General features: G+C 45.5%; 15 protein-coding genes. 14 read left to right on the top strand and 1 reads right to left on the bottom strand.

What is annotated here, in order from left to right; all coding sequences use genetic code 11:
* The first annotated feature begins 116 nt into the window (after positions 1 to 116).
* The 9 genes from MKX30_RS02000 to mobB all read left to right on the top strand — a co-directional run bounded on the left by MKX30_RS02000 (position 117) and on the right by mobB (position 6,161).
* Entirely contained in the window at positions 117 to 524 is a 408-nt protein-coding gene (locus MKX30_RS02000; RefSeq protein ID WP_013310484.1) for a DUF350 domain-containing protein, read from the top strand.
* A gap of 24 nt (positions 525 to 548) precedes the next feature.
* The gene (locus MKX30_RS01995; protein WP_007432513.1) at positions 549 to 1,055 is read left to right on the top strand and encodes a DUF4178 domain-containing protein; all 507 of its coding nucleotides are present in this window, start codon (positions 549 to 551) and stop codon (positions 1,053 to 1,055) included.
* Between the two features lie 13 nt (positions 1,056 to 1,068).
* Entirely contained in the window at positions 1,069 to 1,824 is a 756-nt protein-coding gene (locus tag MKX30_RS01990; protein ID WP_023988948.1) for a DUF4247 domain-containing protein, read from the top strand.
* Positions 1,825 to 2,010: 186 nt separating this feature from the next.
* A complete protein-coding gene (locus MKX30_RS01985; RefSeq protein WP_341062395.1) occupies positions 2,011 to 2,463 on the top strand; it encodes an SRPBCC family protein in 453 nt (150 codons plus the stop codon).
* Between the two features lie 192 nt (positions 2,464 to 2,655).
* Positions 2,656 to 3,369: a hypothetical protein gene (locus MKX30_RS01980; RefSeq protein WP_341062393.1), complete on the top strand. Its 714-nt coding sequence runs from the start codon at positions 2,656 to 2,658 to the stop codon at positions 3,367 to 3,369.
* Positions 3,320 to 3,868: an accessory gene regulator ArgB-like protein gene (locus tag MKX30_RS01975; protein WP_071558668.1), complete on the top strand. Its 549-nt coding sequence runs from the start codon at positions 3,320 to 3,322 to the stop codon at positions 3,866 to 3,868. Before MKX30_RS01980 ends, MKX30_RS01975 begins: the two co-directional genes overlap by 50 nt.
* Complete coding sequence (locus tag MKX30_RS01970; RefSeq protein WP_256026492.1) at positions 3,841 to 3,972, top strand: hypothetical protein; 132 nt, start codon at positions 3,841 to 3,843, stop codon at positions 3,970 to 3,972. The genes MKX30_RS01975 and MKX30_RS01970 overlap by 28 nt, the downstream gene beginning before the upstream one ends.
* A gap of 366 nt (positions 3,973 to 4,338) precedes the next feature.
* Positions 4,339 to 5,616, top strand: a complete 1,278-nt coding sequence (locus MKX30_RS01965) for a molybdopterin molybdotransferase MoeA (RefSeq protein ID WP_341062391.1) — start codon at positions 4,339 to 4,341, stop codon at positions 5,614 to 5,616.
* Entirely contained in the window at positions 5,613 to 6,161 is a 549-nt protein-coding gene (gene mobB, locus MKX30_RS01960) for a molybdopterin-guanine dinucleotide biosynthesis protein B (protein WP_028541693.1), read from the top strand. Before MKX30_RS01965 ends, mobB begins: the two co-directional genes overlap by 4 nt.
* 4 nt (positions 6,162 to 6,165) lie before the next feature.
* Here the strand turns inward: mobB and xerS are convergent, their stop codons facing one another.
* Positions 6,166 to 7,266 (bottom strand): tyrosine recombinase XerS, encoded by a 1,101-nt coding sequence (gene xerS / locus MKX30_RS01955; RefSeq protein WP_341062389.1) that lies wholly within the window; start codon positions 7,264 to 7,266, stop codon positions 6,166 to 6,168.
* Positions 7,267 to 7,382: 116 nt separating this feature from the next.
* Here xerS and MKX30_RS01950 point away from each other — a divergent pair, with 116 nt between their 5' ends.
* The 5 genes from MKX30_RS01950 to MKX30_RS01930 all read left to right on the top strand — a co-directional run bounded on the left by MKX30_RS01950 (position 7,383) and on the right by MKX30_RS01930 (position 13,875).
* On the top strand, positions 7,383 to 7,892 hold the full coding sequence (locus MKX30_RS01950; protein WP_028541692.1) for a GNAT family N-acetyltransferase: 510 nt from the start codon (positions 7,383 to 7,385) through the stop codon (positions 7,890 to 7,892).
* 284 nt (positions 7,893 to 8,176) lie between these two features.
* Complete coding sequence (locus MKX30_RS01945) at positions 8,177 to 9,793, top strand: ABC transporter substrate-binding protein (protein WP_445671559.1); 1,617 nt, start codon at positions 8,177 to 8,179, stop codon at positions 9,791 to 9,793.
* 50 nt (positions 9,794 to 9,843) lie between these two features.
* A complete protein-coding gene (locus MKX30_RS01940) occupies positions 9,844 to 10,770 on the top strand; it encodes an ABC transporter permease (protein WP_023988940.1) in 927 nt (308 codons plus the stop codon).
* A 30-nt stretch (positions 10,771 to 10,800) separates the two neighbouring features.
* Positions 10,801 to 11,697 (top strand): ABC transporter permease, encoded by an 897-nt coding sequence (locus tag MKX30_RS01935; protein WP_053325585.1) that lies wholly within the window; start codon positions 10,801 to 10,803, stop codon positions 11,695 to 11,697.
* Between the two features lie 45 nt (positions 11,698 to 11,742).
* Positions 11,743 to 13,875 (top strand): ABC transporter ATP-binding protein, encoded by a 2,133-nt coding sequence (locus MKX30_RS01930; protein WP_341062387.1) that lies wholly within the window; start codon positions 11,743 to 11,745, stop codon positions 13,873 to 13,875.
* The last annotated feature ends 22 nt before the right edge of the window (positions 13,876 to 13,897 follow it).

Here is a 13,897-nt window from a genome sequence, read left to right as displayed (position 1 = left end):
GCCGCCAAGGGTGATTGCTCAGGAAGCGAAGGAGAAACGTTTTCTCCTTCGCTTTTCCCTGCCTGGAGGCGTAAAACATTATATGAAGGTCAAGAAGATGTGGAGGATGGTATGAAATGCATTTTTTAGAAACGATGAAAGCAATGCTTGTATGGACTGGTGCGGGGGCAATTTTGATCTTCGCATTAATGTATGTCGACTCTTTATTTACGAAGTATAAGGATTTTGCCGAAGTGAAGGCTGGAAATATGGCCGTAACGGTACGAATGATTATGAAGTTAGTTGCACAAGGCTATATCTTGTCAGGCTCTATCGCTACAGCTAATAATTTGCTCGAAGCGCTTGTGTATTCTGTGATTGCCTTTGTCATCCTGCTTGTTTTGGAAGTTATTGTACGTCTGCTGTTGCGGTACTGGGCTCAGTTTGATCTGGATAAAGGGACACAGGAAGGTAAAATTGGTTTCGGTCTGTTTTCAGGAGCGCTGCATCTGGTTGGCGCCTTGATCATTACAGCATGCTTCTAGGCTAAGAAAGGCAGGAATATAACCATGGGTGTGTGGAAACGAATTTCAAATCTATTTGCTAAGCCGGAGCCGCCGAAAGCAGAGAAAAGCATGCTTCACTTAAATCCAGGTGATATCTGTGAAGTGTCGCTTGTCACCTATGAAGTGGTAGGTCGTGTACATAATCGTGCCCGGAATGCCGTTGTTTTGACGCTTCAGGATGGTAATCAAGTCAGTTATCTTCATATTGAGGAACGGGAAACACTGCAATTTGGACTATATCAGGCCATCGACGGCAGACTTGACAACCCTGAGGAAGTGCCGACCATTTTAGAGTTGGATGATACAACGTATCATTTGGAGGAGCAGTATTCTGGGCATGTTACCGTCATGGGCCGTGCTCCTTTCCGACAGGGTGGAGAGCAGCATGTGTGGCAGTACCAGTCTGATGATTACCATCTGTTGCGAGTAGAGTGGCAGGACGGTCGCTTTATGCTTTATGAAGGAGAAGAAGTGATTACCGGAGACGTCAAGGTTATTCGGGCAAGCTAGGAGAGGGTTACACATGAGCAAACGCACCTGGCAGTATGCATTAAAGGTCATTGTGGCGCTGAGCTTGTTCGTATCCGTGTTAAGCGGCTGCGGCGCGCCAAGTGTAAAAGATACGTATCCGCTGGAATCGGTTAGTGGCAGCGGAAACTCGACCTCGTATGTATACCGGGCAGCTGGCAAGACAGTCCCGGAAGTAGCGGAGGAATTGAAAGAACAGCGTACACCGGAACAAATGTCACCGCAGAGCAATGAGCGGATGTTTCTGGTATATAGCGATGAGTGGTACCATTTGCAGCAAGATCCAGCTAAGAAGGAAGATACACTCATTGAAATTGACAGTAAAAAGTATGTCGAACAAAATTACAGTTCAAGCTTTCTAAAAGGATACTTAACCGCAACTGTACTGGATGCTCTGTTTGATTCATTGCGTGGTTCAGGCTCCTATCGAGGCTACTCCAGCAGAGATGTATACCGACCTTCTCAGGGCCAATATCGTGCTCCTACGGTGCAGGAGAAAAAGGCGATTCCGCCGATTACGGTGGAGCGGAAAGGTTCGGTTACCCGTAGAGGAAAGAACTCGGATTCTAGCGTTGGATCAAGCGGAAGTTTGTTCGACAGAGGGTCCAGCAGTTCACCGAGCAGAGGCTCGATTTCACGTGACCGGAGCGACAGTGGCGGTTCCAGCATATTTGATTCGCCGCGTAAATCTTATAGTAAGCCCAAAACACGTAGCGGTTCAGGTAAAATCAGCCGACGAAGTCGACGATAATGGGTATCGTCAATTTATTTGAAAACAAAAGATTCTTGGAACTGTGGTACTGATGCACAGTTCCTTTTTTTATTTTTAGAGATGACGTTGGTGATCATCTAGCGGCACAGCCAAACCTACACTTTTATGGATATAATAATGTAGAGATAATCAAAACTTTGTTTGATTGAAGGGATTGAAAATTAAATGGTACTATCTATTTCTTGGCCAGATCTTTCACAAAGACCATTTAATCTAATGGTGGAACGAAAAATGGAGTGTTCTCCGAATGTCCTGTATCAGGCTTGGACGAAGCAGTTTGACAGTTGGTTTGCAGCCCCAGGATCAGTATTAATGGAGGCTGAAGTGAACATGACCTTCTTTTTCGAAACGCATTTTGAGGGGAAGCGTCATCCACATTACGGAAGATTTCTAAGACTTGAGCAAAACCGACTGATCGAGCTGACTTGGATTACTGGCGAAGGCGGTACCAAGGGAGCTGAAACAGTTCTCACTGTTGAGCTTAAACCTCGCGGTAATGGCACGCATCTTTACTTAACGCATGCAGGTTTACCAGACGAGAATTCAAGAAACCAACATGAGCAGGCTTGGCCGCTTGTACTTGAGCAGCTCGACAAAAGGATGATGCCAGATAGATAATTCAGAAGGTTCCAGGCTAAAACTGCAACAAGAGGACGATTTTAAAATCGTTCTTTTTATATTTTTTGATGACAAAAATAAATATTTACCTTACATAAAAACAAATATTACCAGTTTACTAGATTATTTCATTGCCACATCTAATAGTAAAATATACAATTACAACAGGCGAAATAAGAGGATGGTGTATCTGTGTTATCTGCTTTTTTATATATATTACTTGGTGTATTCGATGCTTTGGCCGCTGTTATTTTGGTCTTAAAGCTTTATATGCTTCCCGTGAGGGAATATCGTAGAAAAATATTATTTTATGGAATTGGCATAGCTTTGTTTTCCTTTCTAATGAGGGAAGTTATAGGCTTGCCTAAATTAGATTTGCCGCTTCAGTATTTGTTAATGGTTATCTTTTTTAGATTCGGTTTAGGGATCAAAACCCATCTAGCAGCTTTTTCTGCTGGTTCTGGTCTAACGGCCTACATTAACCTACAACTATTTGTATTTCTGTTTGCGAATTTTTTCGGCGTAGCAGAACCAGGTGTTATTAATGATACTTCTGGCTCTTCTATTTACGTTATTCAGTTATCTTCTATTATTATTGCGTACTTTATTTCTTTTGTGATGGGAAAATATAACTTTGGATTCTCGTTTATAATTCAGCCTCCACATGATTTTTTAAGAGCTGAAAATTACTTATCGTCCCTAAATAAGCTGTTGATTCTAGGTGCTCTAATATCAGCTGCCACCATTTTTATTACTTTGTATATGCTCTATAGCTCAAATACCATAGGATTACTATCCATTTCATTGCTTACTTTCGGCTTGTCGTATTTCTTTTCAGAGAGAGGAGATTACGAGGGTGCTAGAAGCGCTATCAAGGTACATCGCAACGGAAATAAAAAAAGCTGATCCTGATGGTCCAACAAGTGTAGAAGTGATGGAGTATGCGCTTGGTATAAAAATTACCGAAGTATCATCAATACTAATGGTTGCGGTTATCGCTTGGATGACCGGGCATTTTTGGGGATCGTTATTTGCTCTGGTTACTATCATGTTTGTAAGAAGATTTTCAGGAGGGGCACACTTCAGCAATCTTACATTTTGTGTCTGTTTTACAACGGTAATATGTGTAACTATACCCTTCGTCTCTTTAAATTTATCTACAATTTCAATTATTAATGCTTGTTCAATATTAGTGTTTTTAGTTTATGCACCCAATCATTTTATTTATATTCATAAGACCAATAACCACAAATATTATAAAACGGTATGTGTTTTGGTTTGCGCAGTGAATTTTTTTATACAGTCCCACATAATATGCTTAGCTTTAGCTATTCAAGCATTCAGCATTCTTCCTTTATGGAAAGGAGGTGAACGAAAATGGATAAGAGATTGGCGAGAGTTTTAAATATAAGACTGGGAAAATACGCTAACGAATCTACCAAAAATGAAAAAACAGTATTTGGTGCTAAACCGATACCGGCTGAGCTTAAGAAAAATGAAAAGAACTGATGAAGTATCGCGTTTTCAATTTGGGGCATTGCTTTTATACGATCGGGCTAACCGCACAGACTTGCAAGGAAGCTTTTCAGCTATCACGACTTGGTTTTGTGAGATCGAGTCTAACGCATTTGGAGGTACGATTCGAAGAATCTGACTTCACTTGCTCTATGTCTCATAATAAGCTTAAAGCACTTAAAAAGTTATAGAAATGACCCGTAGAATTCACGGGTTATTTTTATTGCCATACATACTTAGACTGTCAATAGGGGTAAAAGCAACCGAAGTCGAAGATCTAAACACCCCCTCCCGATTTGCCAGATAACGGTTTTAGCGTTATAACAGAAAGAGGGCATTTTAGAAGAACGGAGTGAGATTATGAATCATACATCATTGAACGCAGAAAAATTCCAGCGTAAAGCAGTTCAGGTGGAAGAGGCACAAAGCAGGATAGCTAGCTATGTTAAACAGGGTGAAAGGGAAGACGTAGAGCTGGAGCAGGCGCATGGACGTTATTTGGCGATGGATTTGACCGCACCACACCCGTATCCCCGTTTTCGTCGGTCAGGTATGGACGGTTATGCGATCCTAGGCTCGGACACCGAAGTGTGCTCATCCGGTCAGGAAATCTGGCTACATGTGATTGATGAAATTCCATGTGGCACCGTATCGGACAAGCGGGTGGAGACTGGAATGGCTGCCCGCATCATGACAGGAGCGCAATTACCTGAAGGAGCGGACACGGTTGTCATGCTGGAAGCGACACAGCTGCGTGAGGAAAACGCACAGACATATGTCGGCTTGAAGAAGCGTATAGAAGTTGGCAAAAATGTGACACAGATTGGTCATGAGATTCAGGAAGGTCGGCTTTTGCTTAGTAAGGGAACCTGCCTGGGAGCAGGGCACATCTCGGTACTGGCTACTTTTGGAGTACACCGGGTACCTGTTTACAGGAAGCCAAAGGTGGCCGTTTTTTCTACAGGATCGGAATTACTTGCAGTGGATGAGCCGTTACAACCGGGGAAAATTCGAAACAGTAATACATATATGTTGGCTTCTCAAATTAGAGAGGCAGGAGGAGATCCGTTTATTTTACAAGCCATTCATGATGATTTGAGCCTTGCCCGTACTTCTGTACGTGAAGCGATAGCTGCCTATGATATCGTGGTCACGAGTGGAGGAGTATCGGTGGGGGATTTTGATATTATGGGTGATCTGGTACGACAAGAAGATGTGAATATGCTGTTCAACAAGGTTACGATGCGTCCAGGAAGTGTGACCACAGCCGCAGTGATTGACGGCAAGCTGTTATTTGCGCTTTCAGGCAACCCCGGCGCGTGCTTTGTAGGCTGTGAGCTGTTTGTACGGCCGACGATCCAAATGATGTTATCTTCGGCACATCCATATTTACAAACCTGGACGGCGAAGTTAGGTGCAGATTATACGAAGGTAAACAACTATACACGCTTTGTACGCAGCTCTCTGGAGATACATGGTGGACAAGTATACGCGATTCCTGCGCGAGTAGATGAATCCAGTGTCATGGTGACCATTAAGGACAGCGACTGTCTGATCGTGATTCCTCCCACAACAGAAGGATTACGCGAAGGTGAAGAGGTGCGTGTACTGGTGTTACAAGGTGGACAGGTGACGTGAATACGAAACATCCATTTGTATGTCAAATCGTCGGATTCAAAAATACGGGAAAAACGACCTTTCTCGGAGGATTGATTCGTTATGTGCAGAAGTCAGGTCTACGCGTAGCAGTGATTAAGCATGATGGACATGAATTTGAAATGGATCATGAGGGTACAGATACGTTCAAGCACCGACAGGCGGGTGCTGAAGGCATAGCTATTGTTTCGGCTGGAAGAACAGCCATTTTAGAGGAGAATAGTCAGCCTGTCACCGGACTGATCCGGCATTTTCAGGCCTATGATTGTGTGTTGCTAGAAGGCTTCAAGCAAGAGGATTATCCGAAGCTGGTCATGGTGCGGGAACAATCGGATGCTCAGCTTACCGATAAGCTGACAAATGTACAGGGAGTAGCGGTTTGGGAGCATCAAATGGATTGGGCTCAAGGTCACTACTCAGATGAAATGATACAGATATTTCCTGCCGAGGCCAACGGACCCGCAGGCCGCTGGCTACTCGAACAGATTCAAAAGCAGATAGAAGGAATGAGGAATGAGCAGGGGTGAGACATCAATCGGCTGAGTCGGTTAGAGTCTCTACCCGCCGTTCGATCGCCTGAGACATGGTTTTGTCAGTCAGGTGAGCATACACTTCTGTTGTTTCTGTCGAAGCGTGCCCCAGCTGTTCCTTTGTTTTGTAAATATCATTTTGTAAATAATAGTCAGTAGCAAAGGAATGACGAAGCTTATGCACGGTAAGGTAAGGCTTGCCGAACCGTTTGGCGTACTTAATGATCATTGCCTGAATCGCTCTTTTGGTCATTCGTTTGCCTTCTGTACTGCCGTTAGGACGTGTGACAAAGAAAGCCTTTTCTTTTTTTGGAGCGCGGTAACGGGTATGTCTCAGGGACAAATAAAGTACGAGATCATCTTTGGATTGCTCGCGGAAATACACCGGCGTTTTAAAGGTTTCGTCGTTATTGCCTTTGCGGTACACATATAATAGTTTATTGTTTATGTCTAAATCGTCCAGATTCAGATTGACGATTTCAGATACGCGCAGGCCTGAGTTCAGAATGAGGCTGGCGATGCAGGCATCCCGTTCCTTATTTAGTTCATAGGAGTATAAAGCCTGCTTGTTATCGGCCAAATCTTGACCATAGCCTTCATAAATATAACCGATGAATTCAAGCAGTTCTTCCTCTTCCAGTATTTTACCTTTAAGCTTAGCCGCCGTATCCTTGGGTTTATGTATACGCTTGATTTCGACCTTAGCCATAATGTTGCGTTTGAGCAACGGATAAAAATTTTCATCCTCAGCGATCTGACTTAAATAATGAAAAAGCGAACGCAGAGACGATAGCTTACGTGAAATGGTAATACGGGAGTTGGAGCCTTCGCGCTTAGTAGACAGGAATAATCGAAAGCCTGTAATACTGTCCATATGAAGTGTCTCCAACTCTTCCAGTGTAACTTGGGCATTCGTTTCTCCGGTGGACAAGCCTTCCGCGCGAAGCCATGAAAAGAAAGCTTCGTAATCCCGCACATATTCTAGTAATGTGGAAGGGGACAGGTCGGGCAGCTTATAATCCATAAATTGCTGCACGTACCATGGTAATCCCGGCATTTTTTCATCTAGTTTGCGCCGGTCGATGATCTTTTGTATATTCATTGAGTTCCACCTCGTCCGGTCATAATATATATGTATTTTAGCATATTTTGAACAGCACTGGATGGGATGTAATTCGAAGTTAAAGAACAGATTGAACCGCCAAGAGAGGTGAAAGTATGGGGTATAATATCAAATCGGAACTGAAGCTGTCTATTAAGAGTGTACCGGAGTCGCAAAAGGACATTATTGTACAGCTCATGCAATTTTATTTATATGATTTTACAGCCTATCTTCGAATTGATGTCACTGAGAAGGGGACATTCCCGGCTTATCCAGACTTGTATCAATATTGGACGAGCGGTGAACAGAAGCTACCTTTTCTGATTTGGAGACAGGATATTCCTGTGGGTTTTGCACTCGTTGACCGAATGTCCAGCAATCGAGAAGCTGACTATTACATGGCTGAGTTCTTTGTACTTCGTCCTTATCGGCATAATGGGGTTGGGACTTGGGCGGCTCATGAGCTGTTTGGACGTTTTAACGGACGTTGGAAGGTGACCCAAATGAGCACGAATAGGCCGGCACAGTCCTTTTGGCGTAAGGTGATTGGAAGCTATACGAAAGGTGAGTACAGGGAACAGACACATCCGATAAGAGGGAATATCAGTCAGTTTTTCAATACCTGAAAAATTCGAAATAGAAAGTAAGTAATGAAAAAGAGTCGGGGAGAGTATCCTATCGGCTCTTTTTTGTTGTCAATTCAAGTCTTCTATCCATCTATAGAGCATTCCAATTAGAACCTGCATTGACACTATAAAAACGCAGGTATACAGTTATTAACATAATTCATATATATCTCATTGGAATTATCAACAATGAAACATCGGCTCCAAAAATGCAATGTAATCATAACATCACCCATCAGATCGGAGAGTGTTTTTAGGTGAAACGAACAAGTCGATTTGCAAAAATGGTAGCTTTAACCCTGTCGATGGTGCTGGTCTTATCGGCATGCTCGGGTAATAGCGGGGCCAATTCTACGAATACTGAGGCGAATGCAGCGGGAGGCGGGCAAGCTGCAGAAGGTGGAGATCTTACCTATGCACTGGCAACATCGCCGGATTCACTGGACCCGCATAAGAGTGGATTGGCAGTAGCATCTCGGGTATATCGTGCGATATTCGATAACTTGGTGGTAAAGCTACCGGACAATACGATTAAGCCTTGGCTGGCAACCGAATGGAGCGTTTCCGAGGATGGAAAAAGCTATACATTCAAGCTGCGCAAGGATGTTAAGTTCCATGACGGAACTCCGTTCAATGCGGAAGCCGTCAAATTTAGCTATGATCGGATTATTGATCCGCAAGCCGTAGTAGGTAATGCCGCTAACTTGCTGGCTCCCTATGAATCCTCACAGGTGATTGACGAATACACGATTAAATTGAATCTGAAACGACCATCGCAGGCATTTTTGAGCAATTTAAGTGTTCCGGCTGTAACTATTGTTTCGCCAGCAGGAGTTAGAAAATATGGAGATCAATTCGGTAAGCATCCAGTGGGTACAGGCCCCTTTAAGTTTGTAAAATGGGACGAAAATGCAGAAATCAAAATCGAACGTAACCCGGATTACAAATGGGCACCGGAAACTATTGAGAATCAGGGAGCGCCGTATTTGGACAGCGTGACCTTTAAAATTGTTCCGGAGGAGGCGACCCGGATCGGCAGTGTGCAGAGTGGGCAGGCTTTGGCCGCTGAAACCGTCCCACCGCAGAACATTTTGACGTTGAAGAGTGACCCTAATTTCCAATTGTTGCAGGTCAATACCCTAGGATTGCCATATACACTGTTCATTAACCAAAAGAAGACACCGTGGAATGAATTAAAGGCGAGGCAGGCATTGCAATATGGTATTGATGTGGGGACGATCGTCAAAACGCTGTATCTAGGAACTTATGAACAGGCTTGGTCGCCACTCACTCCAGGTATTTTTGGATATGATAAATCACTGGAAAACGGCTTGCAGCCTGATCTTAACAAGGCCAATCAGTTACTGGATGAGTTGGGGTGGGTTAAGGGAACGGATGGTTTCCGGGTGAAGGATGGACAACGTCTTACGCTGCATTATGTAGACGGCACACCGAACCGTGAAAAACGGAACGACATTGCAGCCATTATTCAGCAGCAGCTGAAGAAAATCGGTGTTGATGTGAAGATTGAAATTACCAAGGATATTGCAACAGTTGTATATACGAACGGAAACTATGATTTCTACGGAAATAGCCAGGTCAATGTGGACCCGAACGCTTTATATGCTTTTTACCACACAGCGGCACCAAATCAGCGGCCTACACTTCCTAACTTCTCCAATCCAGAGGTCGACAAGCTGTTGGAGCAGGGAGCTATTGAACAGGACGATGCCAAGCGGGAGGAGATTTATAAAAAGGTGCAACAGCTAATACGTGATCAGGCCGTCATCATTCCGATTTATGTTTTCCCTTATACGGTTGGAGCAGCCAAGTCAGTGCAGGGTCTCAAATTCGATTTAGTGGGTTATCCGCTCTTTAACGATGTGCGTATTCAAAAATAGTATTGCTAAATAATTTCTGGGGACCATCCAGTAAGGAAGGAGTGTGGGCTATGATCAGAGCTGTTGCAGAAAGACTGGTTACTTCTTTGTTGGTCATTCTGGGTTCCTGCATTTTAGTATTCAGCATTTTGTATCTGCTCCCGGGGGACCCGGTGGATTCGATTCTTGACCCTTCAACGGCCACGCCAGAGATGATCGCCAATTTGCGTCATAAGCTGGGAGTGGATCAGCCTTTTCATGTTCAGTTTTTGAACTATTTCGGAAATCTGCTACAAGGTGATTTTGGAAAATCACTGCTCAATGCTGATCCGGTGCTGCCTAAAATATGGGTCAATCTCCCGCCTACACTGGCGCTGACGCTTGCCGGTTCTGCTATTTCGGTCATTATTGGTGTCCTGCTTGGAGTGCTGTCGGCCATTCATCGGGATAAACCGATTGATATCATCGCTCGAATCGTTGGATTGTTCGGCATTTCTATGCCCACATTCTGGTCAGGCATTCTGCTGTTGCTTATTTTCTCCATTCACTTGGGATGGCTGCCTGCTATGGGCTCGGACGGTTGGAAAACTCTTGTGCTTCCGTCTCTCACTTTGGGCATTGTCGGTGCAGGGTTCATTGTCAGAATGGTGCGTAACAGTATGCTGGAAGTCATTAATGAGCAGTTCATCGTAACGCTCCGTTCCAAGGGTTTGTCTGAGAAGGTTATTATGTATCGCCATGCGCTACGCAATGCGTTGATTCCAGCGATAACGATGATCGGGATGCTGATGGGAGAAATGCTGGCCGGAGCAGTTGTGAGTGAGACGGTATTTTCACGGCAAGGCATTGGGCGTTTAATTGCGGACGCAATTATGGCTAAAGACTTGCCAGTTGTGCAGGGAGTTGTATTGTTCTCTGCCATCATGTATGTGATCGTAAATCTGCTGGTGGATATATCGTATACGTTCATTGATCCAAGGGTTAGACGCTCGGCGTAAGCCGGAAGGATTCAGGGAGGAGGAAGTCGGTTGAGAGAAACAATGGCTGCCAAAACAATTTGGAAGGAAAGAAAGCTGCGGGTAGCTCGGCAAACTGGAAGGTGGCGGCTCGGTGGAGTGTCGGATGGGTTCTTATATGCGGCGGGACTGATTATTGTGTTCGTAATCGTCTGTGCGGCGTTTCCGCAATGGATTGCTTCTTATGCACCCACAGAAATGTTAAGCGACCATATATTACAAGGACCAAGTGCGTCTCACTGGTTCGGAACGGATTATTTTGGGCGGGATGTATTCAGTCTGGTTGTTCACGGAAGTCGGGATTCTCTATTTATTGGCTTTATGTCGGTACTCGTCGGCGGTCTGGTGGGTGGAATTATTGGTGCGCTCTCAGGTTACATTGGCGGTACAGTGGATTCGATACTGATGCGATTTATAGATATTTTGATGACTATTCCCGGAATTCTGCTGGCTTTGGCGATTGCGGCGGCTCTTGGCCCAAGCTTGTTCAATATTGTGCTGGCGGTAGCCATATCTGCTGTCCCCGGTTATGCAAGAGTTATGCGAGGCCAAATTATGAGTATAAAAGGACGTTCTTACGTCATTGCTTCGCGTTCCATCGGAGTTACACCTTTCGGCATCTTTTGGCGTCATGTGCTTCCTAATTCCTTGTCCCCTTTGCTCGTGATGGCGACGCTTGGCATCGGTAGCGCTATTTTGGCCGGATCGGGATTAAGCTTTCTGGGACTTGGCACGGTAAAGGAAATTCCAGATTGGGGAACAGTATTGTCTCAAGGACGAGGATATTTGACAGTAGCTTGGTGGATATGTACCTTTCCTGGCCTAGCCATTACGTTGTTTGTGTTGTCAGTCAATATTTTGGGCGACAAGCTGAGAGACCAGTTGGACCCGAAAAAGAACGCAAACTAGCATCAGGAAGCCTATTCTTAAGTGCTATAGAAGGAGGGAGTTCGTTTGTCATCATTGCTGGAGATTGAACATTTGTCGGTCGATTTTCACACTAAAAAAGGTTTGCTGCAAGCACTCGACAACGTATCACTGACGATCAGGGCGGGAGAAACGGTCTGCCTCGTCGGTGAATCTGGCAGCGGAAAAACGATTACCTCCAAGGCGATTATGCGGCTAATCGATTATGAGAACGGACGAATTGCCCAAGGACAAATACGGTTGCAGGGCATAGATTTGACCGTTTTGTCACAGCAGGAATTACGCTCACTTCGTGGCAAAAAGATGGCGATGGTATTTCAAGAGCCGATGTCGGCGTTTGATCCGGTGTACACTATCGGGTATCAGCTGATAGAAATCATCATGGAGCATGACCGGAAGACACGAAAGCAAGCATGGGCTCATGCGGTTCATTTGCTGAACAGGGTAGGGATTCCTGAACCGGAAATTCGTATGAAGCAATACCCCGGAGAGCTGTCCGGTGGGATGCTACAACGGGCGATGATTGCAATGGCACTTTCATGTGGCCCTGAGCTGCTAATAGCGGATGAACCAACAACGGCGCTGGATGTAACGATTCAGTCACAAATTTTGCAATTGCTTCAGGAATTAAAGACAGAATTCAACATGTCGATTCTGTTGATTACGCATGATTTGGGTATTGCCGCAGAGGTTGCGGATCGAATTGTTGTGATGTATGCCGGTCGAGTTGTGGAGCAAGCAGTAACGGAAGAACTGTTCGAGCTGCCATTGCACCCTTACACTAGAGGGTTACTTCGTTCGGTGGCAACACTGGATACAGATCGCAGCAGCAAGCTGTTTTCGATCCCGGGGGCAATTCCGAGCCTGAGTGCATTGCCTTCCGGCTGCTTGTTTCACCCGCGTTGCCCGCATGCGACAGATCAATGCAAAAACGAAGCGCCACCGCTGGCAACCAAGGATGAACGCGAGGTAGCTTGCTGGCATTCGGAGCAATTGGCTGCCTCCGACGAGTGGCATATTACAGAGCTATCAATGAAAGGGCAGATCACGGCAAATGCTGTTGCAAAGGCAACCGAAGTAAAGGAAGAATTGACGAACGTATCTGCTGTTGATGGGGCTAAGGTGAGCAGTCATGGCGTACAGGTAAAGAACTCGCCTAAATCCAATGAGACTATCACGGAAACCGTCCAGAACAAGCAGGACTTGTTTAGAGTGGATGGAATTCGCAAGTATTATCCGGTGAAAAAAAGCTTTCCCGGTCGGACGGGTGCTTCGATCCGGGCGGTGGATGATGTATCGTTCTCAATCCGGCAGGGCGAAACCTTTGGATTGGTCGGAGAATCCGGCAGCGGTAAGTCTACTTTAGGCCGGCTGCTGATGCAGCTGGAACGTCCGACCTCAGGGCAGGTATGGTTCCAGGATCGGGAGCTGACACGTTTAGGAAATTCTGAGTTGCGATCCGTTCGCCGTGATATGCAGATGATTTTTCAAGACCCCTACGGATCACTTGATCCACGGTGGAATGTGGGAGATATCATAGGGGAGCCGCTTGCGGTTCATGAAGGGTTGTATGGCAAGGCAAAGCAGGAACGGGTGGAAGAACTCCTGAGCGCTGTTGGATTATCACCTTCGCTGGTTACGCGGTTTCCACATGAATTTTCGGGAGGACAGCGGCAGCGAATCGGGATAGCCCGTGCCATTGCTCTGCAACCGCAGTTTATTTTGGCGGATGAGGCAGTGTCGGCTTTGGATGTTTCCGTTCAGGCGCAAATTGTCAATCTGCTTCAGGACTTACAGCGTAAGCTGGATACAACCTATTTGTTTATTGCACACGGATTGCACATTGTCCGCCATATTTCAGATCGGATAGGGGTTATGTACTTGGGGAAACTTGTAGAAATTGCGCCAAGTGACGAGTTGTTCAGGCATCCTGCCCATCCGTATACCCGGGGGCTTGTTGACTCGATACCTAACCCAAATCCGAAAAACCGTCGGGAGCTAATTACGGTACAAGGTGAGATTCCTTCGCCTGCGAAGCCGCCATCCGGCTGTCGTTTTCATACCCGCTGTCCACTAGCGACCTCGCGTTGTCGTGAGGAAGCACCTGAGCTGACAGCGATTAGCACAGGACATTATGCCGCTTGTCATTACCCGGCCTAGGTTCAACCCCTTCCTTTGATCT

The sequence above is a fragment of the Paenibacillus sp. FSL P2-0173 genome (genome assembly GCF_038008045.1).
Lineage (GTDB): Bacteria > Bacillota > Bacilli > Paenibacillales > Paenibacillaceae > Paenibacillus > Paenibacillus polymyxa_B.
This window is presented reverse-complemented; position numbering and strand designations above follow the sequence as displayed.